Genomic DNA, 18204 nt, shown 5'->3' with positions numbered 1-18204 from the left:
CACCCGATGAAAAAGTTCACTACATCAAATTACCTTAACTTCGCTAAAAAAATTGAATTTTCACAGATGCCTGAGGCAATCAGGGAAGCCCACTCCGTAACCATAGAGGCTGCAGAAGATGACTGGCTCGCTTACAACCAGGTTCCCGAGATACGCGAGATGGTTGACCTGTATTTTGAAAAGCTGCCTGCCTATCTACCCGAGGAACAACCAGCATTCACCTACACTAAAAAGAAAATTGTTCCTACCAGAGATCGAGGCCTTACAGTGGATACTAGCAGCCAAGATAGCGGCAAAGCTTATACCGATGCTCGCTACGCTATTGAGGGCACCAAAACATTTGACGAGCTGGAAAAACTTGCTTTATCGCTCTTTAGCAGGATAAAAGCAGGTGAGTTCACCAAGCAGCAGTCGGATACTATTAAAGGCTGGATTTCGCTGCATGAGCAGGATTTAGCAATAGGAAAAAAAGTCGCAGGCGGCAAGAAAGCAAAAACAGCTACTGCCAAAAAGAAAACCAGTGCCGCCAAAGTAAAGAAAGAAAAACCGGTTAAGCATGTAACGCCAGTTTCCTACCAGGAGCACTTTACAGAGGAAGAGCAGGTAATAAAGACGTTCATCGGATTTAACGGTAAGACCAAGACTTTCAAGCAAGTGAAGGCGCTTTATGACAGGCTGAATAAGTACATCGTAGAGCGCAAGATCAGAAAGAGCAGCCCGAATGCAGACGCAATCAACCTGGTGCAGGATAGGCTAGAAACAGTGCTTGACTCTATGGGAGAGGAAAATATTAAAAAGATAGAGATTGACCTTTCCAATAAAACATTGGCCTTACTCCATAAGTTTGTAAAGCAATCCAAAGTGGCTCCTACCGTACAGCTCCTAAAGCGGTTTATCCCAATGATGGATATAAAGCCAGATGTAGCTAAGGCAAAGAAGCTGCTGCAGGACATGGAGCGAGCGGAGGAGAAAGAGACTGTTCATAAGTTCGATACTTACTACGGGTTGTTTAAAAATGCCAAGCAGAGCCTAAAGGCATACCTCAGCAACGGGAATCAAATAATGGCCTCCACTCCTGGTTTGTCCGGTTTGGGCTCACTTCCAGAATTTTCAGGCTTGGGATGCCCTGGTAACGATGATCAAAGCTGCGGCTGCACAAAAACAACGCTTGCAGGCGTAAAAAAAAAAGCCCTGCCAAAGGAAAAAGAATTAAAGCTTCCTAAGACTTTGCAAGGCCTGTTCACACCGATTGACAAACCAGGAGTTGACACTTCTAAAAACACTTTTCGCCTGAAAGGTGACTTAGGCCTGTTCCTGGGGAAGATCGAGCGCAAGGAGTTTGCCATCGCGCTTAGGGGTGATAAGGGAGCCGGAAAAACGCGATTGCTCTACCAGTTGAAGGATATTTTCGCTGAAATGGGGTTCAACGTGGCCTCCTTCACCTTGGAGATTGACAAAGGCTCAGATCTGGTAAAGCGCATGAGCGAGGCTTATATCAAGCCAAAGAACCGCAGGTTGGTACAAGCCGCCTCAATCTCACCCAGTGGCATTGACACCATCAGAGAGGCCGCGAAACACTTTGATGTGGTGGCTATCGACAGTTGGAGCAAGTTAAATGTGAAGCAGGAGGAGTTTGATAGGCTTAGAAAAGACTTCCCTAACACCTTCTTTCTTATTATTTTCCAAAGCACCAGCGCCGGTACAGCCAGAGGCGGTAGTATGGCAGAGTATGACGCTGGCATCGTCATACAAGTAGATTTACCAGGTATAGCCTACTGCGAAAAAAACCGCTATGCCGATAGCGAGAGCATGGGCAAAAAGTATGATGTGTTCAACCAAAAACTTATAACCAATGAATAACAACACCATTTTAGTAGTTGCCGCTCTTGGACTGGGGGCAATGTACATGATCAATAAGGACAAAGGCCAGCAGGCAGCGTCCCAGCAACAGCAGCAGGCCTTGATGGCACAGCAGCTTGCATATCAGCAGCAGCAGGCCTTGTTGGCACAGCAAAAAGCGGCAGCAGCCAATAATGCGCTTGTCCAAAATAATGGCGGTAGCAAAATAACCGACATATTTAACACGGTGCAGCAGGGCCTTGACCTGTATGGCAACATCAGGAACGTTTTTGTTTAGTGACCAACCCCGCCATTTATGGCGATACTCGAGTAATAAAAAAGGCCCCTGTGATTAGCAAGGGCCTTTTTTATTTTCATAATTAATACCACACTGATCTTAGTATAGTAATTAGTGCACCTATTACGTCGCCAACTATAATTACAATATGATCTGAAATCATGTTATTGACAGCAAAGAATACATCCTAACCCTACTTTAGCTTTTGCATATAGCTTACCTATAAATTATTTGTCTTAGTATATGCCGACTACCTATCTTTATTAAAAAAAACACGATGAATCCAACTGAACTATATCAACAAAGATTACGTGCTTACGCCGCAGCTCACTATTTAAGCATTGATAACGCCTGCCTTATGGAAGCGGATCCAGTTATATACCACTATACTAGTTTAAAAAGCGCTCTAAGCATTTTAGGCAACTCAGAACTGCGTTACAACCAACCTGCTTCATTACTAAAAAACGACCCTGATGAGCTGGATCTGTCAATCATAAGGTATAGACAAAATAAACAGAAATTTCTTAATGCATACATGGCACAACCAAATGCCGACGCTAAAACTGTGATCAAACTCATGAGAGTAAAAGGTTTTGACGAGAAATTCTTTGATTCAATATTTAGGGAAGGACTAAATGCTCTAAGAAGCCGGTTTGGAGTAGCCTGTTTCTCTATAAGGTCTGACAATGCGCACCTTTGGGAAAACTACGCTGAAAAGGGAGCTGGAGTATGTATTGGATTTAGGTCCAATACCATTAATAGATTTTGTTTGCAATCAAGGGTGAAATATTCTAAAATGCCAAAGTGTGTAGATTGGGATGACGAGGAAAAGGAGGCACTGGTGGTCTGGGCGCTGCAAAAGAGATTAAGGTTTACTAAAGAAGAGGAAATCAGGTCCTTATGCCTCGATGTAGCTAAACACTGTATTTATAAAAACGAAATGTACCTTGCTAGTTTTAGCAAGGATGCTGTTGCTGAGGTATATCTAGGGTCATCGAGGTCAGATGAAGAGGAGCAATCATTAGCCAGTCTTATTGAAAGCAATGAGTATAAAGTGAAACTAAAACGTTTCGATATACTTGATGCTCGCTAATTAGAGATTGTTAAGCAAACCTCCATAGGCAGAACGCTTGTGCTCAGAAGGGAGTTGGAGGAGCAGCCCTATACCGATCACCACTTCCCACAGGTATAGCAACGCTACTCGGATGCAAAATATCATTGGCTATAGCAGGCTGTAACAAAGAAGCCCCACTTCATAGGTAGGGCTATTTTGTTACTTCAAATCAGAGAACCTTTTTAGGTTTTCTTGCCATTGTTTGACCAACTCATCTGTTTCTTTAATGTGCTCTTCAGATAAATCTTCGTTTCTCTCTGTTGCATCCAGATTATCCCGTGTCAGTTCCTTTAATCTGCGGTCTATTCGATTCAGCTCATCTAAGACTTCTCTTTGTTTGCGGTACCTCTCAAATTGTTCTCCGAATTGTTCTTGCCAAGTCATAAGTATAAATTTATTTTAAGTTATATAGTAAATATAAGTCTCTTCCTTACAGGTCTTTTTGTTGATCTTACTTCCCGAACTCCGGAAATTGCCTATATATCTCTCCTTTCCTAATCTGCCCCAGCTTTACCATGTAATTATAGGTCTGGTCCAGCGAAGTGTGGCCGTTTTGTTCTTTAATGGCAATTAGGTCTTTGGTAGCTTGGTATAAGTTGATGTTGCCGGTATGCTTATAACCATAGAGAGTATATTCCTGATCAGTCATGCCCAGTTCTTCCAGCACTTCCCTGTGCCGCAGATAAAAGTATACTTTGCCCACATGCTCCGGCCCCGGCTTGCCCTCTCGGGTGAACACATAGTAGTCGGGCGGGTAGCTGCGCAGCTTGTGCTTCTTAATTAATTTTTCCAGCGCCGGCGGAATAAAGGCATGCCTGCCAACGCCCACTTTAGAGCGATCTGCCGGTATAAAAATCGTTTCGTCCAGTATGTCTTTCACCTGCAGCAGCCGCAGCTCACGGGCTGGCCTAGCAGCAGTATAGTACAGGAAGTTGATAAACAGGTATAGCTGCTCATCGCCTTTCTCCAAAATGCACTTCTTAATAAGCTTCAGCTGCTCATTCGAAAAGGGAACATGCTTGTTAGTATGTACTTTCTTCTTTTTGCTGATTTTCTGAATATGATTGTTCTTCTTCTTGATGGTACCATCAGCTATAAGCGCATTATAGATGCGGTTTAAATTCGTATGGTAATTGTTGAATGTTTTGTTTGAGACCCCAATTTCCTCTACCCCTTTCCGGATTACCACTTTCTCTAGCTTCAGGTAGTTAAAGAAGGCTTTTGCTGCCTCCCCATCAAAATCAATCAGTTTTATATCAGACAGCCCTTGATCATCAAGCCATGGGAATAGCGTATTCTTCAGCGTAACGTAACCGGCTATTGTGTTCGGGCTGAGCGAAGACCTGTTTTCAGCTATGTAGTTGTCAATGGCATCCTTCAGTGTCAGGGTATCCTTTGTTATTTTAGGTGTGAACTTTACCTGTTTCTTTTCAGCCTTCGAAATAACATGTCCCTTTTTGAGCTTTTTGTTAATCTCATTGATTATCACAGACGCCCTTTGTTTGCGCTCGGCTACAGTGGCATATTGGTTAATATCCCAATCGCGCACGATCCGAACTTTCTTCTGTTTGTCATCGTCCCATACCCAGAAGGTAATGGACCATCTGGCATTCAGGTCGGGCCTGCCTTTATCGGTTTGTGGAATGATTAGGCGGGCTAGTTTATAAGGTGTCGCCGTGTCCGATTTAGCCATGTTTAGTGTCGCGAATAGTGTCGCGACCTCATTTTTTGACATAAAAAAAGGCCATTAGAGGTATTCTAAGGCCTTTTTTACAGCAGAGAGCAAGGGATTCGAACCCTTGATACCCTTTTGGGGTATACACACTTTCCAGGCGTGCTCCTTCGACCACTCGGACAGCTCTCTAATTATGGTGCAAATATACACCAATAATCAGCACATCTGCAAGTATAGTTTGTTTATAGTTTTACACACTGAGCTCACCGCGCAGATTCTCGCACAAAAGCATCTTAGCCTGCCCTGGCTCCAAATCCTGTCCCAGCACAAACATCAGCTTGGTTATGGCGGCTTCCGTTGTGATATCGGCACCACCTATTACGCCCATATGCAGCAAATGCGTACTAGTCTCATACTGTCCCTGCACCACTCTGCCCTCATCGCATTGCGACACGTTCAGGACATGCACCCCCCGGTTGAGCGCATCTTGCAACAGCTCCAGAAACCAAGGTGTAGACGGGGCATTACCTGAGCCAAACGTTTCCAGCACCACTCCCTGCAAACCCGGTGCCTGCAGTATACTTTGCACCACCTGCCGCGTAATACCCGGAAACAACTTCAGAATGGCTACTTTATCGCTCATCTGCTGGTGTGCCCGAAAAACATGCTGCGGGTGGGGCAGAATATGCTCATAGCTATACTCTATATCAATGCCGGTTTCGGCCAATGGCGGGTAGTTATCAGATTTAAAAGCATCGAAGTGGCTGCTCTCCACTTTTTTAGACCGGTTGCCACGCAACAGCAAGTTCCGGAAGTAAATGCATACTTCAGGCACCACGCTTCTTCCGTTTTCTTTAGTGGCTGCAATCTGCAGTGCCGTAATCAGGTTTTCGCGGGCATCTGTACGGATACGGCCAATGGGCACCTGGGCACCCGTAAAAATCACAGGCTTCTGCAGGTTCTCCAGCAGGTAACTCATGGCTGAGGCCGAGTAGGCCATGGTGTCGGTGCCGTGCAGCACGACAAACCCGTCATACTTTTCGTAGTTTTCTTCTATAAGCCGGGCCAGCATAAGCCAGTCCTGCACCGATACGTTAGACGAATCGATGGCCGGCTCTATACTAAGCACCGTCAGCAGGTAGTTGAACTGCCGCAACTCGGGCACATGCTCAGTAATCTGCGAGAAGTTAAATGGTACCAGGTGCTGCTCCTTATCATCAAACACCATCCCTACGGTGCCCCCGGTATAAATAATAAGTATGGAGGCTTCCGGGTGCAGCGGCGCCGCAGTGTCTATGTCTACTTTTACAACCTGCATGCTACAATTTAAAGAGGCTAAGGGCGTTGGCAGTGGTTTTTTCGGCTACTTCCTCTACAGGTTTCTGCATCAGATCGGCCACACGCTGCGCTATCAGGGGCAGGTATACAGGCTCGTTGCGTTTGCCACGGTGCGGGGTTGGAGCCAGGTAAGGGCAGTCGGTCTCCAGCACCAGGTTCTCCAACTGCACATGCGGCAGCACCTTGTCTAAGCCGCCGTTTTTAAAGGTAGCTACCCCGCCAATGCCCATCAGAAAACCTAATTCCTTCACCTTCTCGGCCTCTTCTGCAGAGCCGCTGAAGCAATGGAAAATACCTTTCAAGCTGCCGTCCTGGGCAGCTGCTATAATGTCGTAAGTTTCGTTAAACGAGTCGCGGGTGTGCAGCACAATGGGCAGTTTATACTTTTTAGCCAGCTCCACCTGCACCTTCAGGGCCTCCTGCTGCTGCGGCAGAAACGTCTTATCCCAATACAGGTCTATGCCGCACTCCCCCACCGCTGCGAAGGCTCGTTTACTCAGCCACTCCTCTACCAGGTATAATTCCCGCTCAAAATCCTTATTCACGGAAGTAGGATGCAGGCCCATCATGGCAACGCAGGCACCTTTATACTTCTCCTCCGCTTCCAGCATGGCTTCAATGGAAGTATGGTCGATGTTGGGCATGTATATTTTGCTTACTCCCTCCTGCTGCGCCCGCTCCATGGCCTCTGCCCTGTCGGTGTTGAACTTCTCGGAGTAAATATGTGCGTGTGAATCAACTAAGTTCATTTTTTAATTATCCATTAACATTGATCAGCAATCAATGTAGGTGCTACTTCTGATTTGTACCTGCAAGTTAGGAATTTTATACTTGTTGGTTGGTCTGAATCAGGATTTGCAGGATTAGAAGGATGTGGAGGATTAGAAAAATGTGCATGATTCGGACAGGTTGCGACCTATCCCTACAAACAACACGCTTTACTCTGAACTCTATAACTTTCCAACTCCTAAACTCCCCAACTCTTAATACTTTCTCCCCTTCCATCTGGTTTTGATTGGCAAAAAGAAGTATAGAATCAGGATAATGGAGGAAATAACCAGGTACAGTTCCAGGAAGAAGTACATATACCAGCGGGCGCTACGGCCAAGCCGACGGAGGCACAGGTGCAGGTAGAGGCTCTGCAAGAATAGTTTGATGCTAAAGATCGTGAGCATAACGCCCACAGAAGTATAAGTAAAAAACGGCAGCAGCACCGGGTAATAAGCCGAGTGAAGTATAAAAATCACGGCCATGTACAGCGGCAGGTGCATGGAGCCGCGCATCCAGCGCCTGCGCTGCTGCAGGAACGCAGAAAACGTAGGGGCCGGCGTAGAAAGCGCCAGCACATGCGGGCTGTAGATATTCCGGAAACCCCAGCCCCGCTTCAGCACCTCGTTAAAAATGGCGATATCTTCCGTAATTGAGAAATCTATACTTTCAAAACCGCCCACCTGCTCATACGCCTGCCGGCGCAGCAGCATGTTGTTGCCCATGGTGGTAACGCGCAGCCCCAAGTCCGACACCACCTGCATCAGCCCCAGCGCATACAGCCAGTCCATGGCCTGCAGCTTCGCGAAAAAGCCATTCCCCGCTATGGTGGTGATGCCAGTTACAACGCCCACCCCCTCCTTCATCTCTGAAAGCATGGCCTGCACCCACTCTTTCGGCACGGCAATGTCGGCATCGGTGTAAAAAAAGTAATCGGAGGTGGCTATTTTGGCGAGGTGCGCCAGCGCATTTGCCTTGCCTTTGGCTTTGCCTAAAGTTTGGGTAATGGTAATGCAAGTATAGTGCGGCTTATCACGGATAAAATCATCTATTACTGCCCGGGTACTATCGGTGGAGGCATCATCGGCCAGCAGCACCTCCATTTTATGCTTCGGATAATCGAGCGCCTCAATCGCGTGCAGGCAACGGAGGATAGTATGCTCTTCGTTGCGGGCAGCAATAAGAATGCTAATGTGCGGCTGGTGCGGCAGCTTAGAAGTATAAGATTTTCGGTTGAGCACCAACAGGGCCAGCAGCACCAGAAAAAGAGAAAAGTAAAGTATAAAATAGGCTATCGATACGATCATAGGGTGTCGAAAGTATAGCCCAGTTTGGTAAAGTGCTCCAGAAAGCGCGGCAGGGCATACATCAGGTTACGTTGAGCCTTCAGGCTGTCGTGGAATACGATAATGCTGCCACTTTGGGTGCTTTTTATACTTTGCCGCAAGCATTTCTCCGGTGAAAGGTTCTGGTCATAGTCGTTGGTGAGCACATCCCACATCACCAGTTCATAGGTACCGCGCAGCTCTTTTGCCTGCTTGCCTGTAATACGCCCATACGGTGGCCTAAACAACTTTCCAGAAGCTGGTTGCAGCTGCTCCAGCTCCTGCTGGCATTGGGCAGTGTTGTGCAGGTAAGTTTGAAGCGGGGTCTGCCAGCCTTTCAGGTGGTTAAACGTATGGTTGGCCAGCAAATGCCCCTGCGCCAGCACCTGCTGCGCTATGTCCGGGTGCTTTACCAGGTTTTCGCCTACGCAGAAGAAAGTTGCCTTTGCCTTATAGGTTTCCAACTGCTGCAGCACCCATGGCGTTACCTCCGGAATCGGGCCATCGTCAAAAGTCAGGTACAGCACCTTTCCCTGCACCGCGCGGTGCCAGGTATAAGACGGCATCAGCTTTATAAGCAGCCATGGCGTTTTAAAGAGGCGGAGCAAGTTGATGTTTGGTTGTTAACTTTTAATAGTTTGCAGTAACCTTTAAAACGTGGTAGCATGATTATAACAATCAGCAGCCAAGATTACTTAAAACGACAGGATAGTAAGGTGATGTCATCGTTGAAGTTAGCCTCTTCGTTGTAGAGGTTAATCTCGCTTAGCAGCTGCAGGTGGAGTATTTTGGAACTCAGGAAACGGTGCCGGATCAGGAAGTTGATCGTGCCCTCTATCCCGAACTCCGCCTCGTCCTCATCAAAAACCTCCGTCAGCCCATCGGTGTAGGCAAGCACAATAGATTTCTCCGGCACATGCACTTTGCCAACATTCATAAACGGCAGCACATCAAAAACGCCTAGCATGGTGCACCCCTCGTTCAGGAGCATGTGTGAGTTATCTTCATATAACAAAATAGGCGCATTATGGCCAGCGTTTACATAACACAGCTCGCGGGTGCGGCGGTTATAGGTTGCCACAAAAGTGGTGATGAACTTCTCGGCAATTGCGTTTCGGTAGATCAGGTTGTTGAGCTCAGACACCACGGTGTTCAGGTCCGAGTTCTGCCGGAGTAAAGTGCGCAGCCCCGCCTGAAAATTCGACATCAGCAAAGAGGCCGGCACGCCTTTTCCAGACACATCAGCTACACAGAACAGAAACTGGTCGGCATCAATCTCAATAAAATCGTAGTAGTCGCCACCTATAGAAGAGTGCGGAATGTAGCTGGCATGTATGGCTACGTCCTTGTCGTTGGGCAGGCTCTTCGGGAACAGCATTGACTGTACTTCGCGGGCAATCTCAATCTCGCGGCGGATAGACTCCTGTGCCAAACGCTGCCTTACCATGCGGTGGTTCTCAATGGCAACCAGCATAATATTACTGATTGTCTGGATGAAGTTCAGGGCATCGAGGTTGCTGGAATATTTATCAATCTTGCCGATCAATACAAAAGCCAGCACCTTGCCATTGTGCAAAATCGGTATAACGATATCAAAGCAGCGCCACTTCTTCTCCACCTGCAGTTTGGAGATTTTTGTGATCTCTTTTACCTGCAGTATCGCCTCGGGCAAGGGCGCTTTAGTAAAGTCCTGGCTAGCGCCTGAGCTAATGGTACAGCGCCACTTCTCATCATGCACATACAGGGTGAGGCGGTTTATACTTAGCTGGGCCAGCAGGGTAAAACGATATATTTTATACAATGCCCCTTCCGGCAAATTAGCGTTTATTGCCTGCGTAATTTCGAGCAAGGCCGCTAACTCCAGCTTCTTCAGGTTCAGTTCCTGCTGTGGGTTGGGTACAGTTATATCAGACATTCGGAATTGGCATTTAGTATCGGTTGCACAGCCTTAAATTATGCTCCTTTTGAAGGGTAAACATTAAAAAAGTGCGTGCGGGTATTGGGTAAAAATAGTAAAAAAAGAACAGCTTTATCACTGATCTCCTGAAAACCTTTGATTACTCCTACCTATCCGTAGCTGGTAACGATAGAGTTTCCGATCAACAAATTCAGCTTTAATGTGGTAAGAGCGTAAGGAAATTGTGCAAGGTAAGACAACAAGGTAACTGAGCCAATAACGATAACCAGCAGGATCATGTTTAACAGTGGAAGTCAAAAAATCAGGCATGCACACAAAAGGCACAGATGCATAACAACTTACAGGTAAATTATTCTTTCAGCTTACCTGTACATGAGTTAGGCATATACTTTCTGAAGCTATAAAACAGGTTAAATCCAGCTGATTTACCACGCATACTTGTTTAGTGAAACAACAACCCTCTTACACAACTAATACCTCCTAGTAATCAGCTATTTAAGAGATGTTGCTATAGATACTACTTAAAGAAGATAAGCAGGTATTTAGTGGCAGCACCAAAGTATAAATCATACTTTAACCTAATGGATTTGATAGTGCTACCCGTAGCAACCTGCTTATTTTAAGTGGCTAGATAGAGTTGTGTACAACTAAACCTGCCTTGCTGGCAAGGTAGAAGTAATGCTGGCACTTTTCTCCAAATTCTGCTTCGTTGTACTCATGCTCCGTGTCCTGGTCAGGGTAAAGAATCCGGACATAGCCTTGCGCTATAAGGGACTGTAAAGCAGTGCATAGCTCAGCATCATTTAAAGAAAGGGTACATTTAAGATCGGGGTACGAAGTAACGAAGTATAGCTCGTCCAGTATGTCAAACTCGTTGTTGCTCATTAGTTCTGATGATTCTGCCTTTCCAGCTGTAGCGGCCAAACAGGCCCAAAACAGCGGTAATCAGCACGTACGGAATATATACGAACTGCAGGGGAAGCAGGTACCACAGGTACCGGCGCTCCTGCAAAAATTTTGTTACTAGGCTTAAAAATAAAAAATCGACTGAAAACTTAGCCAGATACGCTGCTAAAAACACCTCAAAAGCTAAACTACCCCACAGCACCAACGGAATGGCTACAAAAAGCAGCAGATTAACCTGAAACACACAGAGCGCTACCAGCTGCACCTGTAGGCTTTGGTAAGATTTCCATTTACTGGCCCACCTTACCCGTTGCTGCACAAAGGAAATCAGATCTTTACGAGCATTTGTATAAACTACAGCTTCAGGTGATTTCATAAAAAAAACACTCCCTGGGAAGGATTTATCTACCTTGTGCAGCAGGAACTCATCGTCTCCGCTGGCAATGTTTTCGTTGCCAGCAAAACCTTGTACTTTCTCGAAAACTGCTTTGGGGTAGGCTAGGTTTGCGCCGTTGCACATGTTAGGTTGTCCCAGCGCAATGGAAGCTCCCCCAATCCCGATCAGGCTGGCAAACTCCACCAGCTGCATCCGCTCAAAGTGAGTAGTTGTATGATGAAAACTTACCGGCCCGCTTATAAAGTATGGATGCTCCGTTTCGTACACAAAGGCGTACGTTCGCAGCCACTCCGGCCCTACACGGCAGTCGCCATCCGTGAACACTAGCAGCTCGCCTTCGGCCTGCTCCACCCCCACTTGCACAGCTGCTTTCTTGCCAGACTGCTTTACATAATCATCTAACTGAAGACATCTGACTTTAAGGTTTGGCTCAAGTATAAACCGTCTCACCAAGGCAGCTGTATCATCTTCGGAGTGATCATCCAGCACCAGCACCTCTAGCAGTTCGCGTGGGTAGTTCTGCCGCTCCAGGTCATGCAGTAAGTCGAGTATATTTTCGGCTTCATTGCGCACCGGCACGATAACAGTGATAGGCGTGGCAGGCTGAAAGTTAGCCGGAGCAGTAACAGCAGGCATGCGTTTCCAGGCCAGCCACCTGCTTAAAATAATCCAACTGTACCAGAGCAGCGAAAAGAGTAGAAGCCACCTCATGCCACCACTCTTTTACGTGAAAGCCGCAGGCGCAGCACAAAGGCTAGACCAACCACACTCGGCACCGCAATGTTGAGTAACCAAAGGCTCAGGCTGGCGCTTAGCACCTGTAGCCGCGCCTGCCCCAGCAGCCCGAACAGGTACATAGCCGACAGCTCCCGCACCCCTAAATCAGAGAGTAAACTAACAGACGGCACCACCGATTTCAGGAAAAAGGTACCGGACACCCCGCTCAGATATTGCAGCGGACTCAACCGGACTTCGAACAGTATGAGCAGCAGTATAAACTGCACCAAAAATACAGTGTAGCGCCCCAGCGAGAGCCACAGCAGCCGTGTCATCTCAAACGAAGTATAGGTGCCCATAATAGATAGGTATGGAACGAAGGTACGCAGCGGCTTTATGGCAGCCACTACGGCCACCATGGCTTTGGCGTTGTAGAGCAGCAGCAGCATGGCAACACACAGGGCAAGCAGCAGCATAAACACACTCAGCGATACCCCCGGATAAGCCTGCCAGGCAAAGACAAGTATAAAGTATAGCAGCCCCACCGACCCAGCCAGCACAGTGGCAACAAGCTGGCAGAACCTGCCGATGAAGATAGCCCCAATGGCTTCGAGCCGCTGCCGGCTTTTCAGCTCCAGTACACGGCCCGCATAATCGCCTAGCCGGTTTGGGGTGATGAAGCCCAGCGTAAGCCCGACCATTACCGCACGATACGCCCTCCAGAAAGACAGCGGCTCCAGCTTCTGCCCCAGCAGCTGCCACTTCCTGGCTTCAAAACCCCAGTTCAGAGGAATCAGGATGGCTGTAAGTATAAACAGATAGCGCTGCGGACTCTGCAGGGCCCCGCTCAGAATACCGCCCCAACTGAGAAAGGTATCAGGGGCCGTAAAGATGGCCTGGTAGAGCAGGAACAGCGTTAGCACCACCACCAGCACCTTTGCCAGCACCAAAAGGAATTTTTTATGAAGCTTGATGTTCAAGATAATGTCTTATTTTTGCACCCTATGGCTTACTCTACTGCACTACCACCCAATAAACTTATACTTGGCATCGACCCCGGCACACAGGTAATGGGCTACGGCCTGATCGAAGTGACTGGTTCTAAGGTGCAGGTGCTGCAGTTCGGCGTTATTCACCTGAAAAGCTACAGTAATCACGCCATCAAGTTAAAGAAAATTTTTGACCGGATGATACAACTCATCGACGAGTACCTGCCCGACGAGTTGGCAATCGAATCTCCCTTCTATGGCACCAATGTGCAAAGTATGCTCAAACTGGGTCGTGCGCAGGGTGTGGCCATCGCCGCTGCCCTCTCCCGTGACATCCCTTATGTAGAGTATGCCCCTAAAAAAATCAAACAGTCCATCACGGGCAACGGCAACGCTTCTAAAGAGCAGGTGGCTAGTATGCTGGTGCAGATTCTGAAGATACAGGAAGTACCGAAGCTGCTAGACGCCACCGATGCGCTGGGCGTGGCACTCTGCCACCATTACCAGAAGGGCAACAATGCCAAGCAGGGCGGCAAGTCCTGGAAGAGCTTTCTGACGGATAACCCGGATAGGTTGGCGAGTAAGTAGGTTTATTGCCACCTATTCTATCTGGCGAAGCGTCTGCTTGTGCCTTTATACTTTAGCCACTGCTTGCTTCACCGAATCGCTGGCGCGGGCTTGCAGCCCGTGCTTTTTATACTTGCATAGCCGCTGCTTTTTGCAACTTGAACCAAGCTATACTTTGTAATTCCTGCTTATCCACAGCCTTACAACCTACTTTTTTCACCTCTGGCTTTGGCTCCCTCCAGGCGGGGGTAGGGGCCCTCTTTAAGGGAGGCCTCGTCTTCCCGCATCGCGCTGTGTTCCCTTCCTTTGCTGCCCTTCGGTCGCAATGCCCTCACGGGCACCGGAATCTCACAAGGCGCTCTTTTCGAGGGCCCCTACCCCCACGGAAAGACTGGGATCAGTATCCGATAGCCACCGCTAATGGAGCTTGAACCGAACTCCCTCCCCTGTTTTTAGGGGAGGGCTGGGGTGGGGTAATAGCAGGGCTGGGATGATTGGCCCCGGTACTGCAGAACGCTGCCTCCGAAACCCGGAACAGTAATAATACACTACCTTCATCATCATTCACCCTAAACCAGAAGAGCCAGCGCTTCTGTAGCGCCGGCTCTTGTAAATTTCTTTCTCCAGATGTGGGTTAAGAGGCGTTATAGGCTTTTCTGATTTTGTCTGCTACCTCTTCAAACTCCTCTTTGCTGAACTGCTTTTTGTTGGCGAAGTTCATGTCTTGCATGCTGTTGAGCGGAATGAGGTGCACATGTGCGTGCGGCACTTCTATACCTACCACGGCCACTCCAATTCGCTTGCAGGGCACGGCTTTTTCTACGGCAGCGGCCACTTTTTTGGCAAAAGCCATCAGGCCCAGGTAAAGCTCGTCATCCAGGTCAAAGATATAGTCTATTTGCTGCTTCGGTATGACTAAGGTATGGCCCTTGGCGGTCGGGAAAACATCCAGAAAGGCCAGATAGCGGTCGTCTTCTGCTATTTTATAGGCAGGTATCTCACCATTTACAATCTTAGTGAATATCGAAGCTTCCATAGTTTAGCGGCTAATTTCTAATATTTCGAACTCAATTTTACCAGCCGGTATCGTGATCTCAGCCACATCACCCACAGACTTGCCCAACAGGCCTTTTCCGATAGGTGACTTTACGGAGATTTTACCAGAAGCCAAATCAGCCTCCTCCTCGGCTACCAAAGTATAATCAACGACCATGTTGTTCTTCAGGTTCTTGATTTTCACCTTGGAGAGGATAAGTGCTTTGCTGGAGTCCAGGTTCGACTCGTCGATAAGACGGGCGTTGCCCACTACCTCTTCCAGCTTGGAGATTTTTAGCTCCAGGTGGCCTTGCGCGTCTTTGGCTGCATCATACTCGGCGTTCTCGCTAAGGTCGCCTTTATCGCGGGCTTCGGCTAGCTGCCGCGCCACTTCAGAACGGCCTTTCGTCTTGAGCTCTGCTAACTCGTCTTTCAGCTTTTGCAGCCCCTCAGCAGTGTAATAATTAATCTTGCTCATAGTTAGGTTTTCACGTTTAAAACACAAAAACAAAAAGAACGGTTATGGCCTGCATAACCGTTCTTTTTGCCAAATATGTAAAATAATTTAATTCTTTTCCAGTGTGGCGCCTTTTATACTTTTAGCGGCCACCAAGTTTAGCATAAGCCTGACTTTTTACATTTCTTGAGCACACGGAAGCTCCTCCCCCGTTGCGGATGTATAAAGCAAAGATAAAAATATTTAAGATATACCGCAGAATTTATTTTCCTGTATTATTTACTACGGCAATGGGTAATAATCGGGTTAAGTATGGCTCTTTGGTAAATGTTAAACGCAGCTTTTCAGAACCTTGCTGTTTTAAGTTTGTGCCTCAGCAATTGCTAATCTACCATCAGGAGCTGCTGTATTTTCTGCACCAGCACCTCGTTAATCTTCACGTAAGACTCATGCGTCCAGCCGGCTATGTGCGGGGTAAGTATAACGTTGGGGGCGGAAGCCAGGAAGTCAAAATCCTGCTGTTGCTGCGCAGTCAGGGTCTGCAGCTTTTCATTTTCAAGCACATCCAGGGCGGCGCCCTTTATACTTCCCGCCTGTAAGTGTCGTACCAGCGCCTGCTGATCCACCACATCGCCGCGAGAGGTGTTCAGGAACCAAACAGGCCTACTGAACCTACTGAAAAAGGCATCGCTGGCGAAGCCCAGGTTTTCATGTATAAACGGTATGTGCAAGCTTACCACATCGGCTTCTGCCTGTATCTGCTCCAGCGTTACCGAAGTTACCGGCAGGCTAATCTTCTCGGGTGCAAAGCGGTCGTAAGCCAACAGGCGGCACCCGAAACCAGAGAGTGTGTGCGCAAAACGCTGCCCCATGTTCCCGAACCCGATAATGCCCACGGTTTTGCCATAGATTTCCTCGCCACGGTTTGCCTCACGTAGCCATACTTTTTGCTGCACCTGGCTGTGGCTGCGGGAGATGTTGCGCAGCAACGCCAGCAGTGTGCCTACTGCAAATTCACCTACCGCCTGGCTGTTGCCTTCGTTAGCGGCAAGCAGAGCAATACCGCGCTCCTGTAGCGCCTGCTGGTCTATGTTGTCTACTCCGGCACCTGCCCGTGCTATATATTTTAGGTTGTTAGCCAGCTCCAGCGTTTCTGCTGTAATGCGCATTTTGCTACGCACAATCAGTCCCTCAAAGCCTTTCAGCGCCTCCCGCACCTCCTCCGGCTTTATACTTGGCCGGTAATCTGCCTCCACACCTATACTATCCAGCATAATAAAAATGCTCGGATGTATCTCATCGATAATTAGAACAGAGGATTTGGATGGTTTGTCTAGCACTGGTCTTTAAGGTTTGATTAAGTTTTCCTGACTATATTTTACTCTTATTGATGATGAATTGTAGCTTTTATACTTCACCTGAGCTTCAGTTTATACTTTGACTGTAACCTAAAACAGCTGCTTTAAGTCGTCAGGCTTGAAAAACAGCTGTTCAAGATAAATATTACTTAAAGATTATAAAGCATGTGCGCTATGCCGAAGTAGATCGTTAGCCCTAACAGGTCGTTGGCGGTGGTTATAAATGGCCCGGCTGCCACGGCAGGGTTGATGCCGAACTTGTCCAGAACCATAGGTGTAATCGTGCCCATCATGGAGGCAAGCATCACAACCGAGAACAAAGCCACCGACACCACCATAGCCAGTGTAAAATCGCTCTTAAACAGGTACGTAGCCGCAAAAACAAGTATGGAAATGATGAACGCATTGAGCAGCGCCACCAGTACCACCTTAATCAAACGCTGCGTAATGTTATCAAACATCACCTCGTTTGAGGACAGGGTTTGTATAATGATGGAAGAGGATTGGATGCCCACGTTACCGCCCGTAGCCGTTATGAGCGGCACAAAAAGCGCAATGGCCGGCAGCAGCGCTATATCATCCTCATAAAAGCCCATGAAATGCGCCGCCAGCAAACCACCCACCATACCTATGATCAGCCAGGGCAAACGGGCGCGGGAAATACGCAGCACACTGTCGTCTTCCTCGACATTTTCGGAGATACCGGTCATGAGCTGGCGGCTGAGTTCGGCCTGCTCCTGCATTACGTCCACCACGTCGTCGATGGTGATACGCCCTAACAGGCGGCCTTGTATATTCACTACAGGTATGGCTTCCAGGTCGTAGCGCTGCATCACGCTTACCACCTCACTTTCGTCTTTGTAAGACTCAATCGAGATTACATCCTCACTGTAAATATCCTTTACCTGGGTATCGTCTTTAGAGAGCAGCAGGCGCTTTACACTGACGCGGCCCAGCAGCTTATCGCGGTTATCGACTACATATACCGTATAAATTCGGGCTACCCGCTCGGCCTGCCGCCGCACCTCCTCTATACACTGCCTTACACGCCAGTTCAGGTTTACTTTTATGAGCTCCTTTGCCATCAGACCGCCGGCGCAGTCCTCCTCGTAGTGCAGCAGGTCCAGGATGGCGGCAGCCTGCTCATCGTTATCGATATGGGCGATTACCTCCTCCCGCGTCTGCACCGACTGCTCGTTCAGAATATCCACGGCATCATCAGAGTGCATCAGACTTAGGTACCGGGCAATCTCCTCGCTGGTAAATTTATCAAGGAACTCGTTGCGGATGTCTTCATCCAGGTCGCTCAGGATCTCAGCCCCTACCTCCGGCGGCAGCAGGTCCAGTATGTAGCGCGACTCGTTGGCATCCAGCTCGTAGAGCACCGTGATAATGTCGGCAGGGTGCATCTCATCCATAGTACTCAGAATAAACTCCCGGTCCTGGCGTTCAATGGCCCCCTCTACCTGCTCAATATACTCACGTGTGATCTCTACCTGCATA

At 48.0% G+C, this 18204-nt stretch carries 18 protein-coding genes and 1 tRNA gene; 4 read left to right on the top strand and 15 right to left on the bottom strand.

Annotated features, from left to right (window positions below; translation table 11 throughout):
- Window positions 1-6 precede the first annotated feature (6 nt).
- From Q1B04_RS16595 to Q1B04_RS16585, 3 genes are all read left to right on the top strand, one after another.
- Window positions 7-1860 (top strand): hypothetical protein, encoded by a 1854-nt coding sequence (locus Q1B04_RS16595; RefSeq protein ID WP_299760844.1) that lies wholly within the window; start codon window positions 7-9, stop codon window positions 1858-1860.
- Complete coding sequence (locus Q1B04_RS16590; RefSeq protein ID WP_299760842.1) at window positions 1853-2137, top strand: hypothetical protein; 285 nt, start codon at window positions 1853-1855, stop codon at window positions 2135-2137. The genes Q1B04_RS16595 and Q1B04_RS16590 overlap by 8 nt, the downstream gene beginning before the upstream one ends.
- A 277-nt stretch (window positions 2138-2414) precedes the next feature.
- Window positions 2415-3230 carry a DUF2971 domain-containing protein gene (locus Q1B04_RS16585; protein ID WP_299760840.1) on the top strand — a complete coding sequence of 272 codons (816 nt, stop codon included), beginning with the start codon at window positions 2415-2417 and terminating at the stop codon, window positions 3228-3230.
- Between the two features lie 180 nt (window positions 3231-3410).
- Here Q1B04_RS16585 and Q1B04_RS16580 read toward each other — a convergent pair whose 3' ends face one another.
- The 11 genes from Q1B04_RS16580 to Q1B04_RS16530 form a co-directional block, all read right to left on the bottom strand.
- Window positions 3411-3635, bottom strand: coding sequence for a hypothetical protein (locus tag Q1B04_RS16580; RefSeq protein ID WP_299760838.1), 225 nt, complete (start codon window positions 3633-3635; stop codon window positions 3411-3413).
- Between the two features lie 67 nt (window positions 3636-3702).
- Entirely contained in the window at window positions 3703-4986 is a 1284-nt protein-coding gene (locus tag Q1B04_RS16575) for a phage integrase SAM-like domain-containing protein (RefSeq protein WP_299760836.1), read from the bottom strand.
- Between the two features lie 41 nt (window positions 4987-5027).
- Window positions 5028-5115 (bottom strand) — tRNA-Ser (locus Q1B04_RS16570).
- A 61-nt stretch (window positions 5116-5176) separates the two neighbouring features.
- Window positions 5177-6244: a type I asparaginase gene (locus Q1B04_RS16565; protein ID WP_299760834.1), complete on the bottom strand. Its 1068-nt coding sequence runs from the start codon at window positions 6242-6244 to the stop codon at window positions 5177-5179.
- 1 nt (window position 6245) lies between these two features.
- Complete coding sequence (locus Q1B04_RS16560) at window positions 6246-7013, bottom strand: TatD family hydrolase (RefSeq protein WP_299760832.1); 768 nt, start codon at window positions 7011-7013, stop codon at window positions 6246-6248.
- A gap of 234 nt (window positions 7014-7247) precedes the next feature.
- Window positions 7248-8339 carry a glycosyltransferase gene (locus Q1B04_RS16555; protein ID WP_299760829.1) on the bottom strand — a complete coding sequence of 364 codons (1092 nt, stop codon included), beginning with the start codon at window positions 8337-8339 and terminating at the stop codon, window positions 7248-7250.
- Window positions 8336-8965, bottom strand: coding sequence for a polysaccharide deacetylase family protein (locus Q1B04_RS16550; protein ID WP_299760827.1), 630 nt, complete (start codon window positions 8963-8965; stop codon window positions 8336-8338). Before Q1B04_RS16550 ends, Q1B04_RS16555 begins: the two co-directional genes overlap by 4 nt.
- A gap of 83 nt (window positions 8966-9048) precedes the next feature.
- Window positions 9049-10272, bottom strand: coding sequence for a PP2C family protein-serine/threonine phosphatase (locus Q1B04_RS16545; RefSeq protein ID WP_299760825.1), 1224 nt, complete (start codon window positions 10270-10272; stop codon window positions 9049-9051).
- Between the two features lie 630 nt (window positions 10273-10902).
- Entirely contained in the window at window positions 10903-11160 is a 258-nt protein-coding gene (locus Q1B04_RS16540; RefSeq protein WP_299760823.1) for a hypothetical protein, read from the bottom strand.
- Complete coding sequence (locus tag Q1B04_RS16535; RefSeq protein WP_299760821.1) at window positions 11141-12289, bottom strand: glycosyltransferase; 1149 nt, start codon at window positions 12287-12289, stop codon at window positions 11141-11143. The genes Q1B04_RS16540 and Q1B04_RS16535 overlap by 20 nt, the downstream gene beginning before the upstream one ends.
- Window positions 12286-13275, bottom strand: coding sequence for a lysylphosphatidylglycerol synthase domain-containing protein (locus Q1B04_RS16530; RefSeq protein ID WP_299760819.1), 990 nt, complete (start codon window positions 13273-13275; stop codon window positions 12286-12288). The genes Q1B04_RS16535 and Q1B04_RS16530 overlap by 4 nt, the downstream gene beginning before the upstream one ends.
- Window positions 13276-13365: 90 nt before the next feature.
- On the opposite strand from Q1B04_RS16530, the gene ruvC reads away from it, so the two are divergent.
- On the top strand, window positions 13366-13872 hold the full coding sequence (gene ruvC / locus Q1B04_RS16525) for a crossover junction endodeoxyribonuclease RuvC (protein WP_299760975.1): 507 nt from the start codon (window positions 13366-13368) through the stop codon (window positions 13870-13872).
- 613 nt (window positions 13873-14485) lie between these two features.
- Here the strand turns inward: ruvC and Q1B04_RS16520 are convergent.
- From Q1B04_RS16520 to mgtE, 4 genes are all read right to left on the bottom strand, one after another.
- Window positions 14486-14887 (bottom strand): HIT family protein, encoded by a 402-nt coding sequence (locus tag Q1B04_RS16520; RefSeq protein ID WP_299760817.1) that lies wholly within the window; start codon window positions 14885-14887, stop codon window positions 14486-14488.
- A gap of 3 nt (window positions 14888-14890) precedes the next feature.
- On the bottom strand, window positions 14891-15364 hold the full coding sequence (gene greA / locus Q1B04_RS16515) for a transcription elongation factor GreA (protein WP_299760815.1): 474 nt from the start codon (window positions 15362-15364) through the stop codon (window positions 14891-14893).
- A gap of 362 nt (window positions 15365-15726) precedes the next feature.
- Window positions 15727-16683 (bottom strand): NAD(P)-dependent oxidoreductase, encoded by a 957-nt coding sequence (locus tag Q1B04_RS16510; RefSeq protein ID WP_299760813.1) that lies wholly within the window; start codon window positions 16681-16683, stop codon window positions 15727-15729.
- Between the two features lie 167 nt (window positions 16684-16850).
- Complete coding sequence (gene mgtE, locus Q1B04_RS16505; protein WP_299760811.1) at window positions 16851-18203, bottom strand: magnesium transporter; 1353 nt, start codon at window positions 18201-18203, stop codon at window positions 16851-16853.
- Window position 18204: the final 1 nt, after the last annotated feature.

The organism is uncultured Pontibacter sp. (assembly GCF_947495565.1).
Taxonomy (GTDB): domain Bacteria; phylum Bacteroidota; class Bacteroidia; order Cytophagales; family Hymenobacteraceae; genus Pontibacter.
This window is presented reverse-complemented; position numbering and strand designations above follow the sequence as displayed.